The sequence below is a fragment of the Planktothricoides raciborskii GIHE-MW2 genome (assembly GCF_040564635.1).
In the GTDB taxonomy this organism is placed as follows: Bacteria; Cyanobacteriota; Cyanobacteriia; order Cyanobacteriales; family Laspinemataceae; genus Planktothricoides; species Planktothricoides raciborskii.
Genome location: NZ_CP159837.1, coordinates 3679125 through 3696628, shown reverse-complemented (window position 1 = coordinate 3696628; position 17504 = coordinate 3679125). Strand labels below are relative to the sequence as shown.

At 41.7% G+C, this 17504-nt stretch carries 16 protein-coding genes and 2 tRNA genes; 13 read left to right on the top strand and 5 right to left on the bottom strand.

Annotation, left to right across the window (positions count from 1 at the left end; all coding sequences use genetic code 11):
- Positions 1-337: 337 nt before the first annotated feature.
- The 3 genes from ABWT76_RS15635 (at position 338) to ABWT76_RS15625 (ending at position 2120) form a co-directional block, all read left to right on the top strand.
- On the top strand, positions 338-1174 hold the full coding sequence (locus ABWT76_RS15635) for a Uma2 family endonuclease (RefSeq protein ID WP_375341509.1): 837 nt from the start codon (positions 338-340) through the stop codon (positions 1172-1174).
- A gap of 277 nt (positions 1175-1451) precedes the next feature.
- Positions 1452-1703, top strand: coding sequence for a hypothetical protein (locus ABWT76_RS15630; RefSeq protein WP_054464390.1), 252 nt, complete (start codon positions 1452-1454; stop codon positions 1701-1703).
- A gap of 18 nt (positions 1704-1721) precedes the next feature.
- Positions 1722-2120, top strand: coding sequence for a hypothetical protein (locus tag ABWT76_RS15625; protein ID WP_054464389.1), 399 nt, complete (start codon positions 1722-1724; stop codon positions 2118-2120).
- Positions 2121-2349: 229 nt separating this feature from the next.
- Here the strand turns inward: ABWT76_RS15625 and ABWT76_RS15620 are convergent, their stop codons facing one another.
- On the bottom strand, positions 2350-3288 hold the full coding sequence (locus ABWT76_RS15620) for a ParA family protein (RefSeq protein WP_054464388.1): 939 nt from the start codon (positions 3286-3288) through the stop codon (positions 2350-2352).
- A gap of 825 nt (positions 3289-4113) precedes the next feature.
- On the opposite strand from ABWT76_RS15620, the gene ABWT76_RS15615 reads away from it, so the two are divergent.
- From ABWT76_RS15615 to ABWT76_RS15590, 6 genes are all read left to right on the top strand, one after another.
- The gene (locus ABWT76_RS15615) at positions 4114-4314 is read left to right on the top strand and encodes a hypothetical protein (RefSeq protein WP_054464386.1); all 201 of its coding nucleotides are present in this window, start codon (positions 4114-4116) and stop codon (positions 4312-4314) included.
- A 129-nt stretch (positions 4315-4443) separates the two neighbouring features.
- Positions 4444-4515, top strand: a tRNA-Asp gene (locus ABWT76_RS15610).
- Positions 4516-4918: 403 nt separating this feature from the next.
- Positions 4919-4995: transfer RNA gene (locus ABWT76_RS15605), tRNA-Leu, on the top strand.
- Positions 4996-5292: 297 nt separating this feature from the next.
- Positions 5293-6015, top strand: coding sequence for an NUDIX domain-containing protein (locus tag ABWT76_RS15600; protein WP_354634586.1), 723 nt, complete (start codon positions 5293-5295; stop codon positions 6013-6015).
- A 289-nt stretch (positions 6016-6304) separates the two neighbouring features.
- Complete coding sequence (locus ABWT76_RS15595; RefSeq protein WP_054464385.1) at positions 6305-7738, top strand: vWA domain-containing protein; 1434 nt, start codon at positions 6305-6307, stop codon at positions 7736-7738.
- 111 nt (positions 7739-7849) lie between these two features.
- Positions 7850-8176, top strand: coding sequence for a hypothetical protein (locus tag ABWT76_RS15590; protein WP_190877572.1), 327 nt, complete (start codon positions 7850-7852; stop codon positions 8174-8176).
- 525 nt (positions 8177-8701) lie between these two features.
- On the opposite strand, the gene ABWT76_RS15585 is transcribed toward ABWT76_RS15590, so the two are convergent.
- Both ABWT76_RS15585 and ABWT76_RS15580 read right to left on the bottom strand, forming a co-directional pair.
- Positions 8702-10156: an MlaD family protein gene (locus tag ABWT76_RS15585; protein ID WP_156331462.1), complete on the bottom strand. Its 1455-nt coding sequence runs from the start codon at positions 10154-10156 to the stop codon at positions 8702-8704.
- Positions 10157-10387: 231 nt separating this feature from the next.
- On the bottom strand, positions 10388-11170 hold the full coding sequence (locus ABWT76_RS15580; RefSeq protein ID WP_054464507.1) for an ABC transporter ATP-binding protein: 783 nt from the start codon (positions 11168-11170) through the stop codon (positions 10388-10390).
- Between the two features lie 577 nt (positions 11171-11747).
- Here ABWT76_RS15580 and yvcK point away from each other — a divergent pair.
- From yvcK to ABWT76_RS15560, 4 genes are all read left to right on the top strand, one after another.
- Complete coding sequence (gene yvcK, locus ABWT76_RS15575) at positions 11748-13163, top strand: gluconeogenesis factor YvcK family protein (RefSeq protein WP_054464383.1); 1416 nt, start codon at positions 11748-11750, stop codon at positions 13161-13163.
- A 193-nt stretch (positions 13164-13356) separates the two neighbouring features.
- Positions 13357-13860 (top strand): tRNA (adenosine(37)-N6)-threonylcarbamoyltransferase complex ATPase subunit type 1 TsaE, encoded by a 504-nt coding sequence (gene tsaE, locus ABWT76_RS15570; RefSeq protein WP_054464382.1) that lies wholly within the window; start codon positions 13357-13359, stop codon positions 13858-13860.
- Between the two features lie 132 nt (positions 13861-13992).
- A complete protein-coding gene (locus tag ABWT76_RS15565) occupies positions 13993-14826 on the top strand; it encodes a Tab2/Atab2 family RNA-binding protein (RefSeq protein ID WP_354634585.1) in 834 nt (277 codons plus the stop codon).
- Positions 14827-15242: 416 nt separating this feature from the next.
- Positions 15243-16226, top strand: a complete 984-nt coding sequence (locus tag ABWT76_RS15560; protein WP_354634584.1) for a hypothetical protein — start codon at positions 15243-15245, stop codon at positions 16224-16226.
- Positions 16227-16574: 348 nt separating this feature from the next.
- On the opposite strand, the gene ABWT76_RS15555 is transcribed toward ABWT76_RS15560, so the two are convergent.
- Both ABWT76_RS15555 and ABWT76_RS15550 read right to left on the bottom strand, forming a co-directional pair.
- Positions 16575-17018 (bottom strand): PIN domain-containing protein, encoded by a 444-nt coding sequence (locus tag ABWT76_RS15555; protein WP_354634583.1) that lies wholly within the window; start codon positions 17016-17018, stop codon positions 16575-16577.
- Positions 17015-17263 (bottom strand): hypothetical protein, encoded by a 249-nt coding sequence (locus ABWT76_RS15550; RefSeq protein ID WP_054464378.1) that lies wholly within the window; start codon positions 17261-17263, stop codon positions 17015-17017. Before ABWT76_RS15550 ends, ABWT76_RS15555 begins: the two co-directional genes overlap by 4 nt.
- Positions 17264-17504: the final 241 nt, after the last annotated feature.

Genomic DNA, 17504 nt, shown 5'->3' with positions numbered 1-17504 from the left:
GACGCACCGCCTCAAAGTAATACCAATTTCAAAAATTATTGCTAAGATTTCGAGGTTAATTTGGGCGCAAGCATTGCGCCCCTACAAGCATCTGGTGATTTATCTGTAGGGACGCAATGCTTGCGCCCCTAATGTTGCATATTTAATTAGAAATGGTATAAAATAAAAGTAAGGTGTCTTAGACGGCCAGAATTTTTGGTAAAAAATTAACCGATAAAAAATGCCGCCTAGACGCACCGACTAGCTAGAAAAATTTCTATTCCTTTCCCGTAAGCTACCCTAAAAAAGGAAATCAATAAATTGTAAAATAAAATTGTAAAATCGGGAGAGTCTTGCTATGACTACTGAGGCGATCAAAGAAATTATCTCCCCCACAGAGTCGTTGCCCCCAGAGGTGCCAGAGTGGGAACCGCCGATGCCTCCCACGGACTTGATTTTTGATGATGGTAAACCCTTGGAAACTAATCGACATCGGACGGCGATGAATGCCCTCATTCGGTCGTTGGAATATGCGTGGCGCGATCGCAACGACTTTTTTACCGGGGGCAATATGTTTATGTACTACAGTAGCGCCCAGGCAAGAAATCGGGACTTTCGCGGGCCGGATTTTTTTGCGGTTTTAAACATTGACGGCAGTTACTCTCGTGAAGGCTGGGTAGTCTGGGAAGAAAACGGACGCTATCCTGATGCGATCGTTGAACTCATGTCGAACAGCACTGCCTATATCGACAAAGTGGAGAAAAAGCAGCTTTACGAACAAGTTTTTCGCACCCCAGATTACTTTGTCTATCATCCCTTCGATCCCAATTCTTTACAAGGATGGCATTTAGATTCTGGTCAAAAATACCAGCCCCTTGTCCCCAATGAACGAGGATGGCTTTGGTCAGAAACATTAGGCTTATGGTTAGGAACTTGGGAAGGGACAATTCAGCGACAATCATCGATTTGGCTGCGATTTTATGACCCCGAAGGCAATTTAGTTTTATTGCCAGAGGAAGCTGCCGAACAAAAACTCTCGGAAGCCGAACAAAAGGCTTCCCAAGCTGAACAAAAACTCTCGGAAGCTGAACAAAAGGCTTCCCAAGCTGAACAAAAACTCTCGGAGGCTGAACAAAAAGCACAACGTTTAGCTGAACAGTTAAGAGCAATGGGTATTGACCCAGAAACCCTGTAAACTAACTTGGATCTATCACAAGTGCTTGTAGGGGCGCGATCTTGACCCTAGATAATAGGGCGAAGCATTCGGGTAAAGAGTTAATTGTAAAAACCGATAAGTTCACTGCCAGAATGCTTCGCCCCTACAAAATTCTCAAAATCCCCCCTAGACCCCGCCTTCCATTTACAAAAGACAAACGCTATCAAGGCAACAGGCAAAGGTTATCTGCTCCTTCCCGTTCCCTGATAACTGTTCCCCGTTCCCCTTTTTAACCCTATATCCCCAAATTAATCCCATGACAATTCCTCTAGATTTACCCCCGGAATTAGAAGCAGAACTAGCTAAAGAAGCGGCACAAATTAAGTTACCATTATCGGAATATATTGTGCATCTGCTCTCAGTCCGACAAGTTTTTAATCATCCACCCAAAAACGGCAGAGAATTAATTGCTTACTGGCAAGCAGCGGGCGTGATTGGTTCTCGTCCTGACATTACAAATCCTCAAAAATATGCTAGTCAACTCCGCAGTCAAGCGGAATTTCTTTAACCATAAAAAAGCAATGTTATGTATATATTAAATACGGATATTTTACTGGATGTATTGAAAGGTAATAAACAGGCGATCGCTTGGTTTAGCACCTTAACCGAAGTGCCGATGATTACCTATACGGTTTTCCAGGAGTTAATGGAAATCGTCAGAAATCAGGAACAAGTCCATCAGATGTTTCAGTTCATTGCCCCTTTACCGATTATTTGGCCAACGCGGGAAGAATCCGCCAAAGCTTCCGCTTATTATCCTCAATGTTTATCCTATGGCTTAGGGTCAATTGACGCAGAAATTGCCGTTTGTGCCATAGAAAGATCCGCCACTCTTTGCACCTTAAATGTAAAAAAATATCAGGTTATTCCCAATCTGAAAGTGATTAAACCTTATGGTCGTTCCGTGAAAGAAAAAACTGCATAACCTTCGCGGTAGTGCCACGGGCTAAAATAAGCTTTATTCTTAGGTTGGGTCCGCCATCGACGAAACCCAACATTAGACAATTCCGGCAAACAAGACGGATTAATCCCCCAATCCGTCTTGTTTGCCTTCTATTTTATGGATAGAATTTTTGGATAGCAGAAAAACGCGATCGCTTCTTTCTGCTAGATAATTATCTATCGCTAACTTACGATCAATTAAGGAAAATCAACTAATCTAAATTAACTAAATTTAACTTAGTTTTTTGTTGTTTCATATCAACAGCAATTTGAACTTTCTCTAAAAGTTCTGTAGTCATTTTTTTGAAAGCTTTAGAGGCTGATGAGGTGGGATCGCTGAAAACCACCGGCAAAAAACTATCCACCGACTTAGACACCTTAAAATCCATCGGGATGCGAGTTTTAAAAATTTTGCTTTGGCCGAAATCTTCATAAACTCTCTGCATCACTTGTTTATAATACTTCCCAGTCATTAAATTTCCCGACATCGTAAAGGCAATCCCCAAGAGTTCTAGCTGGAGAGGCTGGGTATATTTATAAATCTCTTTCAATTGTTTTAATCTTCTTTCAAGTAACTGAATGCCAATAATTGATAAAGGCTCAGGACGTGCAGGCATCAAGTAAAAATCACTACAAACCAAAGCACTCCGAGTAATCAAATTGTAGCCGGGAGCACAATCTAAAATAATAAAATCATAATCAGAAAAGACTGGCTTTAAAATATCAAAGATTAAACTGCTTTCCAAAATATTCCAAACCGTATCAAATTTATCTTTACCCAAGCGGATGGCTTTCTCGTGTAGCATTTCCGATACCAAATATTCATCATACAAGTCAATATCTCCGGGCAATAAATCAAATCCTTTCACATTGGATATATATGACTTAATCACATCGTGAATATTAATCTTTGTCTGATTAATCGGTTGGATAATTTGGTTGACCAAATGTTTTAAAGTGCGGTTTTCTTGACGCAGTTTGGCAAATTCCTGGGTTGACACCAGACTCAGGGTAGCACTGATTTGGGTGTCTAAATCAACCACTAAAACCCGTTTGCCGTGATCTTTCGCTAAACTTGCCCCTAAATTAACGGTTAATGTGGTTTTACCCACTCCACCCTTCATGTTCGTCGTGGCAATGATATAAGTCATTGGGAATTCCTCTTTCTGAATAAACGCACACCTATGATCGGTAAGGGAATCAAATACAGGCAATCAAACAAATATCTGCCATGATAAACGGCGATCGCAAATCTCACCAGTCAGCGATCGCTCAAAGCGCACTAGGCAGTGTAATCAAGGGTTTTGGCGGATTCAAGATTCCCTAAGCGTCTGTCTGAAAGTCCTCTGTCTGAAAGTCCATTGTCCGAAAGTCCATTGTCTGAAAGTCCATTGTCCTTTGTTGATTGTTTACTGTTCAAGGACATCAAGGACAAAAGATATTGGAATTTTGACCAGGGGTTATGGATCTAGCAAGGGTTTAGATGAACACCGATCGCCTCTGTAGTACCCTCACCCCTGGAGAGAATCTCGGCTGACACAGATAGCAGGAATGCCCATATACCAAAGGTTTATGGCTTGTTTGCCATACGCTAAAAAAATTTTTGCCCAACCCCTTGACCGTTTTGTAGTATTAATGTAGTATATAGATGTAGCCAAGAAAGCCAAGGGCGATTTCGCGAAAGATCGGATCCCGAAGCTTGCCCCCGCCTTCGCGGGGGGGGAATCGCGCTCTTTGCTGTGGCCAAGTTATCCATACTGAACCTAGACAATTTAATCAAATTAATTAAATTAATCAAATTAATCAAATCTTTGGGTTGGTCAAGGAACATTGACTAGAAAGGGCGATCGCGCCCATAGACCGACGGCAATGCCTGATGAGAAAATGAGCAAAAAATCAGGACTGGCATTGTTTTCTCATGGCAAACATTAAATTAATATTAAATCAATATTAAATCAAGATAAGGAGGTGTCAGCATGATTCACATTCGCTTTGAAGGACGATCTTATGATTTAGGCGATCGCGAGCTAGGCATCTCCCCAAATATGACCGAAGTTGCCATCAAAGAACGTCTGGCACAATATTTTGACCTGCCCATTAATCGCTTTAACGATTATGTGATTGATCATCGTCCCAGCGGCGACATGATTGTCAGACCAGAAGCGGTTTACGGTTAAATATTTACCGAATTTTTCCATGATTTATCTAAAAATTGAATTACCAGAAAAGCATCAAGATATGCGTTGATTATCTGCCAGATTACAGATAGCTAGACTTCGCGCCCTGACGCAAAAAGCTTACATACTTGCCTAGTGGTTTAAGGCGCTTGACAGTCAATCAAGTAACTCAATCGTGAGTTCGTAGGTTCAAATCCTGCCTATGAAACAACAGCTTTTTGAACTTGCGCGAAGTCTTTTTTTCCTCGCTGCCAATTATCTGATCAAATATGTGACATTATATGTGACATTATGTGTGACATTATGTGTGACATTATGTGAGTGATTATGTGATTAATTCTGCGATCTGAGTTTGACCCCTAGAAATCCGTTTGCCTTTGGATGGTTCAGGGTTCAGATAATCAGCATATATACTCAGAAAACGGGCTTTCAGGTAGCGGGATTTTGCCAAATGCCAAAAAGTCCCCTATTGCCAGTCAGCAGTGAGAAAGGGAAAAATTTGTTCCGGCATTTGTTCCGGCCAATTTGTCAACAAAGCTTTACATAATTACCGAGAGAATGTGCTATGGTTGAAATATACATCTCGCGCCCTAACTAAAAAAGCTTACATACTAGCCAAATGGTATAGGCGCTTGACTTAAGATCAGGATGATGCAGGTTCAATTCCTGCGTATGAAACCACGGCTTTTTTTACTTGCGCGGGGTGTCTTTTAATCATCCACTCGGTTAATGTTGTTTAGATTCTTTAACAACTTGCTGATGTTTGATCGCACTGATTTGCTCAGAAATATCTGCGATAGGCGAATCATAAACAGAAGAACCTTTTAAAATCAATCAGGAACAATGACTCCGTACCCTAACCCAGAAAGCTTACACCCTTGATTTCCATTCGAGCCAATAGCTTTCTAAACTTGTACGGAGTCACCTATTTAATTTGGCTTGATTTTGCTTGAATTTTCAATATTTGCCAAACAATATTTGCCAAACAATATTTGCCAAACAATATTTGCCAAACAATATTTGCCAAACAATATTTGCCAAGCAATATTTACCAAGCAATATTTACCAAACAATATTTACCAAACAATATTTACCAAACAATATTTACCAAGCAATATTTACCAAGCAATATTTACCAAGCAATATTTACCAAGCAATATTTACCAAGCAATATTTACCAAGCAATATTTACCAAACACTAAACCCGATCGCTCCTGGAAGCCGCTCAATTCCATGTCGCGTCAGCCGATTATCACCTTTTATTTTGTCCTAGTTGTTGTCCGTTATCACCATCGGTTTCTGTTAATTCAGGAACCGAAATACGGTCAGAATTGGTATTTTCCGCATGGAAAAGTGGATCCAGGAGAAACTTTGATGGCAGCGGCAGTCAGGGAAACGCTAGAAGAAGGGGGAATTCCCATTGCCCTGGATGGAATTTTAAGAATCGAGCATACTCCTGTTAAGGATAAAGCCCGGTTTCGGGTGATTTTTTTGGCGCATCCCTTGGACGATACGGCGCCAAAAAGTATTGCGGATCACGAATCCTTAAGGGCTGGTTGGTTTTGTCGAGAAGAGATGAAAAAATTACCCTTGAGAGCCCAGGAAGTGTGCGAAATTTGTGATTATTTGGCCAGCGGCGGGCCAATTTATCCTTTGCGACTCCTGACCGACAAAGGATCACCGTTTGGCTGTCCGCATTAAAAAATAATTCACAAATATTGTCAAATTGTCAAATTGTCAAATTGTCAAATTATTTTCACCAAAACATATTGTCGCTGCGCCCAAATTAGGAAGGTTTACAGGGCTGAACGATTTAATTTTATAAACCGGGTTTTTTTGTCTCATCTGAGGATGAAATTGTTTTTTTTCAGAAACCCGGTTTCTATGTCAGCACAGGCTAATACTTTCCGGCTAAAACTTGCGCGGCACTCTTTTTTTAGAGTGGGCGACATCTGCTTCCTTAGTTATTTTGAACCATAAGAGGTGACAGATGAATACCGCAGAACGCGATTTACGATTAGAAATGCTGAATAGTTTGTTGATCACCCCACACCGCAAGCTGGAAGATGTGGCAGAAACTCACCAGTTGATGATCGATGTCGATCCAATTTTTTATGGTCATTTGGCCGTTTGGTATCAGAAAAATGGGGAGGTGCGGGATCATCAAGAAGTGTTTTTAAGCTATTTGCTGACCAGTGCTTTGACAGAACATCGCGATGCGGGTTTTGTGATGTTACAAGAGTTTCCGCCTTACCAGGTGTCAAGAATTGTTGATTTTATGAAACGACATCGAGGGAAGATGCCGCGATCGGCTCGGACAGCGGTGACTCGCTATTTGAAGGAACGGGAAAAGAATCCCCAGTTTTTCGATCGCGCTGCCCTGCGTAACCGGAAAGCGATGAAGCACTTATATGCCACCCTGCATATTAAACCACTACCTCGCGCTGATGCGATTTTGTTTAAGGATCAGCCTCCAGTGGATAGTCTGGCTTTTATGGTCAAGCAGTTGGCGAAAGGGAAAACTCCCGGAGAACAAGCGGCGCTGATTGTAGAACACAATATTCCTTATCCGATCGCAATTGGGGCGATCGCCCAATTGACCCCAACGGTTTTGGTAGCCTTGATTAACTCCATGTCTCCCCAGGAGGTGATTAATAACCTCAAGTCCCTGCAAGGACGGGGGGCAATGGATCACCCAGAGGTGAAGGCTTTGATCGATGAAAAACTGAAAGCAGCCCAAAAGTGCGATCGCGTTTCTGCCTATAAAGCGCGGGTCGCAGCGGCAGCCACCCAGCTAGACACCGCCACCATTGCCCAGTTGGAACAAATCACTAACGAGCAGGTCAAGAAACGCGGTAAAATTACTAAGTCCACTGGTTTGCTAGTAGACAAAAGTGGCAGTATGGAGAAAGCGCTCGAAGTCGGTAAGCATTTAGCTGCTTTAATTTCTGGAATCTCTGATGCTGACTTGTTCGTGTACGCTTTCGACACCATACCTTACTACGTGGAAGCCAAAGGTCCAGAGTTGAGCGACTGGGAACGTGCTTTTGAGCATATTCGCGCCGGTGGTGGCACCAGCATCGGCTGTGCGATGGAAGCACTACGACGCAAGCAGCAAATAGTAGACCAAATCATTCTTGTCACCGACGAAGGAGAAAATGCTGTACCTTATTTCCATGATGCTTACCAAACTTATTGCCGCGAAATGGCAGTGATGCCAAATGTGGTTATAGTAAAAGTAGGGTATGCTTATGATTGGACTGAAACTCAGCTAAAAAATAAGCACTTGCCGGTGGAAACTTTCACCTTTTCTGGAGACTACTACTCGCTACCGAATCTCGTCCCACTCCTGTCTCGTCCATCGCGTCTGGAGTTGTTGATGGAAATAATGGAAACACCGTTGCCGGTACGTGATGATCGGTAGTTCACTTCAAGGGGAGAAGGCTCATAATATGCCAAAAGTGTATTAACTCTCAGCATTTTCTCTCCTTGACACGATCGCTTGTCCACTGACATTTCCATAAGGAAAAACACCGTGGGAAAAAAAACCAAGGTCAAAAAATCAAATCTCCTCTATCAAAGACTACAAGAAGCACTTGATCGAGGTACTCAAGTTTGGATTGAAACAGAAGAAAGAAGTTTTAGTGGTGTACCAATCAATCTCAATCGAGAATTTCTGGAAATTCTGGTGTTAGGAACGTTTTACGAAGACGAACAAGAAGAAGCGTCCTATGAAAGTACCGCTTGGTTAATCCGCTTGTCCTCCATTTCTGCGATCGCCTACCGCACAGAATCTTGGTCAACGGACCAACTGGAAAATCTATTTGGGATTAATGCCAGCAGCTTATCCCCAGAGGATTAACCCCCATAGATTAACCCCATAGATTAACCCTATCAGGTGGCGGAAATTTCCCCACCTGATTTGTTTTAATCTATACTTCCGAAGGGCAAATAACTAATTACAAAAAAAGATTAAATTTGTAGTTTATTTAACCAAAAAGGTGATATGAAATTAGCAGAAGCCTTAATTATAAGAGCGGATTATCAGAAGCGGATCGAAAAGTGGCGATCGCGCGAAAGCTCAGGCGAGGGAATCGCGCTTAGTCAATGCCGCCAAAATCCAAGAGGAGGAAGCACCCCCAGAAAATCCCCAAAGCCTAGCAGAATTAGAAACAAAGAGTAAAGAGTAAAACTTCAAAATTCAAAATTCAAAATTCAAAATTCAAAATTCAAAATTCAAAATTCAAAATTCAAAATTCAAAATTCAAAATTCAAAATTCAAAATTCAAAATTCAAAATTCAAAATTCAAAATTCAAAATTCAAAATTCAAAATTAAAGATTAAAAAGGGAATCTGTAATCACTATTCACCATAAACAAATAATTAATTATGGGGCTTTGGGGGAGGGGGGATTTTGTAATGGTAATTGGTTGATGTCCGGCAAGGATGTGGCTTGATCGTTGACGATTTTAACGATGGGATCGAGATTCTGCGCGATCGCGGTTTGTTCTTCTAATTGTTCGGTCACGGATAATAAATTATTCAGACTGTCGATCAACTGGCGCAAATCATTAAAAAATGTCGGATCTCCGGTTAAACGATCTAAATCCGAGGTAATTTTCTCAGCATTTTCAAACGTAGCCCTGGCCGAATCGAGGGTTTGTTGCAACAAGATTAAATTGGTGGGATTGGATAAGTCTTTTAAATTAGCCGTCGCTTGGGCGGCATCATTGGAAACTTGAACCGCATTAGCGGAGACTTGCTGTAAGTTGGTCAGCAGTTGAGGGATTTGAGCTTGATTTAATCCGGTTTCTACCTGGGAGATGGCGGGATCGAGACGATTGACCGCCACCCGGAGGTCTTCACTGGTTTGACTCAAGTTATTTAAAGTTTGCACTAAGGTGGAACGGTTGGCGACCACCAATCCATTTACATTTCGGACTAAACTGTTGAGTTCATTGGCGGTGGTTTGGAGTTGACCAACGGTATTGCCAATTTGATTGGCGGTGCTGCCAAACTGATCGATGGTATTGCCAACCTGATTGGCCGTGTCGCCAAATTGACTAATGGTATTGCCAACCTGATTGGCGGTGCTGCTAATCCGATCAATGGAAGCGGTGACTTGTTTGGCGGTGGTGCCTAATTCGTTGACGGTGCCACTAATTTGAGTGACCGCTTGATTAATGGTATTTGCTGATTGAACTGCGGTGGTGGAAACCCTGGCCAATTCTTTTTCGGTTAATTGGGTTAACTGTTGAAGATCGCGACTTAGGGCTGTCACCTCGGCGGTGACAACGGTGGTGTTTTGGATCAGTTGGTTGAGGTTGCCAAAAAATTGGGGATTGGCAAATAACTTGCTCAAGCCTAGGGAGTTGCGTAATAGTTCATCAAAGGTGACACCGATTTCTCCTTGAAGCCGATCGCGATCGCAGATAATTAACTCTGATTTACAGTTTTTGTCTAAAGGATTCGTATTTCTAGCGGAGATCGAAACCTCTTGGAAAGGAAAAATATCAATCGAAGTTTCCCCAATAAATCCCGCCTGACTGACTTCAATCCTCACTTGTCTAGGAATCCGTAGGGTCGCTGGGCTAATTTGAATCTCCACATCCACTTGATTAGAACGAGCATTAATCTCGGAAACCGCACCAATTTGTACCCCACGGTATCGCACGGGTGCGCCTAGTTGCAGTTTGGCAATATCCCGAAATTCAACCACTACCGTGTAATATTGTCTGCCGAAACTAAATCCTCGCAACCACAGGAAAAAACTGCCAAATAAACCCAGACCCAATAAAATTAACAAGCCCAATGAGCCTTCTCTGATCATTCGTCGCGACACAATATTTCCTCCTGAATAACACGCTCTGTTTTATTTTCTCTAGAATTAAACCAAGATTTAATCTAATATTTAAATTAACATTTAATCTAATACTTGAATTAACATTTTATTTAATACTTCACTTAATATTTAACGCAATATTTTATGATTTCACCGATTTCAGTCGGGGCAATTGAGGAATTGCTCCTACCAATTTTGAACTGGGTGGTACTGGGACGAGATCCACTTGATTTACCCGACCACTTGAATCGGTCCACTCACACTGCCACTAAAAAATTGTTTAACTAATGGATTGGTTTCACGATCGATTTGCTCCACACTTCCTTGCCATTGGACTTTGCCCTGATACAAAAAGATAATTCTATCGGTGGTACGACGAATGGTGCTATCTTGATGTGTCACCATGACGTATGTACTACAACCGCCTTTTGCCGCTTGCAAATCTCGGATTAAGTCTTCAATCACCGTTGAGGCGATCGGGTCGAGTCCTGCGGTCGGTTCATCGTACAGTAACACCTCTGGGTTGGCTCTGGGATTGTGGGGGTTGGTCATAATCGCTCTGGCAAAACTGACTCGCTTCCGCATCCCCCCGGAAAGTTCAGCGGGATAGCGATCGCCGATTCCCGGCAAACCCACCATTTCCAGTTTTTGATTCACCAACTCTCTAATTTGTTTACGGGATAGCCTAGAATGCTGATAAAGCAAAAAGCCAATATTTTCATCAACGGTTAACGAATCAAACAAAGCCGCATTTTGAAACACCATCCCAATCCCAATCGGATCCTGGAGATCGTCGAGCCAATGCTTCCGCAAAGTCCCCTGGACATAAACCTCACCACTATCCGGTTCCAGCAAACCGGCGATAATCCTCAGAATTGTTGATTTTCCCGTCCCAGATGGGCCGATAATTCCCAAAGCTTCATGCTTTTTTATAATCAAATTGACATCATCTAAGATGGCCTTCCCGCCAAACGCCTTAGATACTCCTTTTAATTCAATTAAAGGCTCGTCGATCATTTGATGTTGTCCTATCCTGAGCGGAAACTCAAAGATTAGTATAGTGGTCTGTACCGTTTAAAGATGGCAGTCTTGCGCCAGAGAGGATTGAATCTTCTTTAGTCCCCTACTTTTTTGAGGTTAGCATTGACAAGCGAGGGACGGCCTAACCTTGGTTATTGATGGGTTTTGATTAAACAGTTAAATTATATAAATTTGATCGCCGCTCATCAAGAGAACATCAACAGAACATCAACAGATTATCAACAGGTAATTTACGATAATTACGATAATTACGAGAATTATTAGCTGTTTGTTAAAGAAATCACAATTTTTAGCCAGATTTTCTCTAATCTAAAAGAACTTGATCTAAAAATGCAAACTAAATGCTAATTATTCTAAAATAATCAACCGTCAACCGTCAACCGTCAGCCGTCAACCGGCACGCCAGCATAGCCGTCAACTCCCCGAACTCCCGGATACTCAGGTGGTGGGAAGGGATGCCTGAAGATCAAACGGTCATCAGTCAACCATTGTATGTGTAGTGTAAAGTTTTGTATATCGTTTTTTTTATCCTGTAAAGTCAAAATTAATTATGGCCAACGGTTTCTTGAGAAAAGCAATTCAAGCAATTGAGTTTGAAACCCGCTCATTTGCTGCCGGAAGTACCCAGAATTTGTATTCCCGCCGACCTTCAAATCGGGTTAATCAGTGGGCCAAATGGCTTTCCCCTGGATTATTTGTGAAGCGCTGGTTACTGATTAGTGTTTTGGGAGTGATCCTCAGTCTGTTGGGTCTAGCGATTTGGATTAGATTGAACCCCATTTTTCGGGTGATGCAATTTCTGGAGACGTTTCTGTCTACTCTGACTACGGTGATCCCTAATTATATTAGTGGCCCGTTGGTTCTTGTGATGGGGATTTTGTTGTTGCTGTGGGCTCACGGGCGGACTGTGGGTGCGATCGCCGGGGCTTTAAGACCCGATAATGATGAGGAATTGGTGGATTTGTTGCTGAATCATCGCCGATTAAATCGCGGGCCAAAAATTGTGGTGGTTGGCGGTGGGACTGGTCTTTCGACGTTGCTTAGGGGATTGAAACATTACAGTAGTAATATTACGGCGATCGTCACCGTGGCCGATGATGGGGGATCTTCTGGCCGTCTGCGGCGAGAAAATGGTGTGTTGCCCCCTGGAGATATTCGTAACTGTTTATCTGCGTTAGCGGCAGAGGAAAAGTTATTAACTGAGTTGTTTAAATATCGTTTTCGTGCCGGTAAAGGTTTAGAAGGTCATAGTTTTGGTAATCTATTTCTTACAGCTATGACTGATATTACCGGAGACTTGGAACGAGCGATCGCTGCTAGTTCTCAGGTTTTAGCCGTGCGGGGGGAAGTGCTGCCAGCCACTCTTTGTGATGTGAATCTTTGGGCGGAATTAGCCGATGGACGTTGCATTACTGGGGAGTCGAGTATTTCTGAAGCGGGGGGCAAAATTGTCAAAATTGGCTGCATTCCAGCTAATCCCCCAGCGTTACCGAAAGCCCTTCAAGCCATTGAGGAAGCTGATTTTATTATTCTCGGCCCAGGTAGTTTATATACGAGTGTGATTCCTAATCTTTTGGTGCCGCAAATTACTGAGGCGATCGACCGAAAAGATATCCCGAAAATCTATGTGTGCAATATTATGACTCAACCGGGAGAAACCCAAGATTACAGCGTTGCCGATCATATTAAGGCGATCGATCTTGCCTGTGGTCGTCAGTTATTTAATGCCGTATTAGTGCAGTCACAATCCCCATCGGCTCAAGCCTTAATTCGCTATGCTCAAGATAATTCTCATCCGGTTTTTTTAGATCGCGAAGCTATCAAAAATTCTGGGAGACAAATTGTGAATGCTAATGTGATGGAAGAAGACCCTGACACGGGTTATGTTCGGCATAATCCTCAACTGCTGGCTCGGGTTTTATTGCGTTGGTACAGTCGAATGCAACTACTTAAAACGAAAGTGTAAAGCTGAATAAAGAGCGTCAGGTTTTTGCCGCGTAGATGAAGATATTAGATCCAGGGAAGGGTAATACATTCAGGGAATTTTAGCAAGAATCAATCTCTGATACAATATCTAATATCATCCGGCCTATCACACGGCAAAAGATTGAATAAACTGCCATTATACTTCCATAATATTTACTATTGTTTACCGAGATATGCGTCAACAGGGAAAGAGAATTTTTTTAGCCGATCCTACGGCGACTATTGAATTAGGAATGTTTTTAGGGCGATCGCTCAAACCACGCAGTATTCTTTTGCTGTCAGGGGACTTGGGTGCGGGAAAAACAACCTTAGTTCAAGGAATTGGGGCAGGTTTGAATATTACTGAACCGATTGTTAGCCCAACTTTTACCTTAATCACAGAATATCTAGAAGGCAGAATTCCCCTTTACCATCTCGACTTATATCGTTTAGAACCTGCCCAAATACCGAGTCTTAACCCAGAAATTTATTGGGAAGGGATAGAAGTTGAACCAGGAATTGTCGCGATCGAATGGGCGGAAAGATTACCATATTTGCCAGAGAATTATTGGCAAATTCGTTTAGCCCATCAGCCAGAGGGACGGTGGGTAGAGTTAATTTCTATTGGTCAATTTGATTTAAATTTAGAACAGATTAATGATTTATTTACTGATTACCAGATATTTGACATCGATTGAATCAAAATGCATTATTGTCGGGTTCATCTCAGATTGGCCAATGCCTACACATGGTTGATTTTTCCAAACTCTTTCCTATTCCCCCTTCCCTCTTTCCTCTATCCTGTTCTTAACACATTCTATATTTAATCAATGAAAATTTGGCAAGTTGACTGCTATCGTCGTCCCCTGAAAAATGAATCGGGACAACCTTTATGGGAATTACTGGTTTGTGATGCCAGTGATTCAGCCCCTTTATTTTCTAATTTATGTCCGCAATCCGAGGTCAATGCTGATTGGGTTCGGGCGCAATTCCCGCAAGTTAATCATGGGAAACTACCGGATAAAATCCAAGTATTTCGACCTCAGAGTTTGAGTTTAATTGAGACTGTGGCTCAAAGCTTCGGGATTCCCGTAGAACCAACACGGCGCACTTTGGCTTTGAAGCGATCGCTCATTGACAGGGCAAAAGAATATCCCAGCGATCCTCGTTATATCCGAGAAAATTATGAACCATTAGCCATAGATAAACCGCCTCCATTACCATTACCAGAAAACCTCTGGGGAGAACAATGGCGTATGGCAACGGTAAAAGCTGGGGATTTAATTGATACCTTTGCAGATTTGCCGATTCCCGTCAAAGAAATCCCCGAATTTGTTACCCCGATTCAGTTAGGATTAGCCTCAACGGTGGCCGTCCCTGGGATTGTGATTTATGGCGGTCGGTCATCGATGCAATTAGCCCGATGGCTGCAAGAAATTAATCCGGTATCGATTAATTATATCCCCGGTCAACCAGATGGATTAATCTTAGAGGCTGGTTTGTGCGATCGCTGGGTTATTGCCACCTTTGAAGACCAAGAAGTTGCGGCAGCAGCCCAAAATTATCAAACCCGGAAACAACTGATTAAAGGGTTACATTTTCTCCTGGTTCAACCGGATGATTCTGGAATGACTTATAGTGGCTTTTGGCTATTGCAGGATTAGCAACAAACTGGGTTTTTTGAACTAAATTCGGTTCTCAAGTAGGGGCGATTCGCGAATCGCCCCTACTTGAGCCAGCGGATTTGGTATTGTAAAGTTTCAATAAAAATATAGTCAGACATGGCAATTCTTGGTAATATATTGACATGAAACTATCAGACTATGCCAAACAAACCGGAATCAGTTATCTAACTGGAGGTGGTGGAAACAAGGAAATTTGACACACTTTCGGCAAGTTCAGTGGCCAGTTTATCATAAGAAGGCATTAAAGCGAACCTATGACGATCAAGTTTAGGATCATTTAGCCGCGACAATTAGCGCACCGTTTGCAGCAGGTGAGCATAAAAAAATTGCTGTCAAGGCGATCGATGACAGAGGCAATGAATTGTTAGTAGTCAAAATTTTGTGAGGAAAATCACATGAAAAACATGGACGCTTTTTTGAATGATCGGAATCAACCAAAACCGCAACCTCCTTTCCAAGAACCCGATCTTAAAAGTTTAGATGACTTTATTACATATTGCTCTATCTTCGATCCAACGATTTCGACGCAATCAGGAAGATTCATAGATCGGGCTAATTTATTGTTTTGCGATCGGCTATATCGAGATGAATTAATCATAAATTTATTTAATAAATTTAGTGATATTCGCTGTGCAATTGAAGTATTGGAAAATTTTATATTATTTATTTGTGATGCTCCATTATATTCCGAAAATCCGAAAGAGTATTCACTTGAAATTATTGAAGATAGATTTTCTAAAAAACCCAAATTAAATACATCGTGGAAAAATCTAAAAAACTCACAAGTTCATAGCCTAAAAACTTATGCTTATTTGCGGGGTTCATTTGACAATGAAACATTTCAAAGTTGGCTGATTTTAAAAACACCTACGAAGAATACTAAATATGCAAAATCACCAAAAAATATCATGGGCTATGGAAATACTTTACCAGAAGCTGATTTAGAATTTCATAAAGCCAGAATAAAAACATTTACTAATTCTCAGATAATCATCGATTCTTTTATTGAACAAAAAATTCCGTTGACCAAGCAGCGAATGTTTGATACTTGCAAAAAAATCGACCCTATGGTTAACCCCAATACCGTTACATTCGCTTACCATGAAAATGGCTTTTCATATATTGAGTTATCTTATTTTGAATTGTCATGTCAATCAAATACTCATAAATTTACTCTTAATGTTGGGAGACAAAAAATTACATGGGAAGTAGTAAAAATTCTAGCTATTGAAGATGAAGAACACCCCGTAAATATCAATTTTTTAGGGAAAGGAAAAACATTACAAGAAGCCATTAATATGTGTGAATTTCAATATCAAAAATGTATCAATAATAATAATAAAATAGCTGAAAAAATTGCTTTAAAACAACAAGAATAAATCCAAGAAAGTTTAATGATAGATAATCTAGAAGGGGAAGAATTTTTCAATGAGTTGATTGCAGAATATGGAGAAGATATTTTTCCCGATCGTGATTAATTTAGTAACAATAGCCTGATTATTAAGTAGGTGAACATAATTAATTGCACTTTTCTTTTCCCGACGTAAATCCTGGGATTCCCGCATTCGCGGGAATGACAGATTTTTAGCTAATAGACATCTCCAATAATTGCCAGTCACAAAGCCATATCAAGGCTTTATAGCTGATTTTTGGAGATGTCTAATCAATCAATATTTCTAAACGCGATAATCTGCGCCAGAAGATGATGCACTATCCAAATCGGCTGGTTAAATCGCTAATTCACTAACAACGATAATTTTTAATTCTGTTACCCGTTTCAGTTGCACGTCATTAGTTAAAAACGCCTCACAGCCAGCATCGATCGCGGCGGCAATTTGCAATGCGTCAGGAAGTTGCAGATTGTATCGGACTCTCACCCTTGCAGCCTCACGAGCGATCGTCAGGGTATTCGCCACAAACAGTACATCATCTCGTGTAAAGATAGCCATATATGCTTGTTCTAAATTCGTTAAGCCCATCTGCAACGCACCCACTAAGCACTCGGCAACCGTCACCGATCCCACTACTGGGGTAATCCCAGACTCTAATCGATCGAATATTGGATCGACCCGATCAATAAAGCTAGGATTCCGTTCTACAAAGTAAATGACAGGAGCCGTATCTAAAAACAGCCGCGATACCCCAGAAAGAGCCTCATCAATTCTCATCATTCGCCTCGCAAAACTTGGCTTCGATGCTCATCGGCTTCTCGTCGAGTACGCGAAACCCACTCTTGAGCATCTTCTCCCATCATTGGATAGGGAGCCATTCCTTTTAAATCGCTCCATCGAGGCTTGGGTCTGACGACCACCTCTGACTTTTTCAGCCCTTGTGCAATCTGTCGAATTAACTCTAAGCGCTCTTCAGGGGCTAGTTGTTCGACTTGCTGCAATAGCTGTTGTAGTAAAGGACTCATAACTCCAACCTCCAGAGATTTTCCCGATTGGCGCTTTCAGTAAACTGTGCGGCCAATTTTTTCGTCAACCGTTCCATCTGCCGAAGGGTGGTCGCCCCGCGTCCAGAAGAGTTGCACTTTTGATGGGAAACGGTATTAATATATATTAAATCACAATTAAAATTAATTGACTGGTGAATGATGAAAATTACTCTTGAACCCCAACTAAGTAGGTGAACATAATTAATTGCTCTTTTCGTTC

Coding starts and splice junctions, on each gene's coding strand:
- ABWT76_RS15635 (WP_375341509.1), top strand. CDS start 338: ATGACTACTGAGGCGATCAAAGAAATTATCTCCCCCACAGAGTCGTTG.
- ABWT76_RS15630 (WP_054464390.1), top strand. CDS start 1,452: ATGACAATTCCTCTAGATTTACCCCCGGAATTAGAAGCAGAACTAGCT.
- ABWT76_RS15625 (WP_054464389.1), top strand. CDS start 1,722: ATGTATATATTAAATACGGATATTTTACTGGATGTATTGAAAGGTAAT.
- ABWT76_RS15620 (WP_054464388.1), bottom strand. CDS start 3,288: ATGACTTATATCATTGCCACGACGAACATGAAGGGTGGAGTGGGTAAA.
- ABWT76_RS15615 (WP_054464386.1), top strand. CDS start 4,114: ATGATTCACATTCGCTTTGAAGGACGATCTTATGATTTAGGCGATCGC.
- ABWT76_RS15595 (WP_054464385.1), top strand. CDS start 6,305: ATGAATACCGCAGAACGCGATTTACGATTAGAAATGCTGAATAGTTTG.
- yvcK (WP_054464383.1), top strand. CDS start 11,748: ATGGCCAACGGTTTCTTGAGAAAAGCAATTCAAGCAATTGAGTTTGAA.
- tsaE (WP_054464382.1), top strand. CDS start 13,357: ATGCGTCAACAGGGAAAGAGAATTTTTTTAGCCGATCCTACGGCGACT.
- ABWT76_RS15565 (WP_354634585.1), top strand. CDS start 13,993: ATGAAAATTTGGCAAGTTGACTGCTATCGTCGTCCCCTGAAAAATGAA.
- ABWT76_RS15560 (WP_354634584.1), top strand. CDS start 15,243: ATGAAAAACATGGACGCTTTTTTGAATGATCGGAATCAACCAAAACCG.
- ABWT76_RS15555 (WP_354634583.1), bottom strand. CDS start 17,018: ATGATGAGAATTGATGAGGCTCTTTCTGGGGTATCGCGGCTGTTTTTA.
- ABWT76_RS15550 (WP_054464378.1), bottom strand. CDS start 17,263: ATGAGTCCTTTACTACAACAGCTATTGCAGCAAGTCGAACAACTAGCC.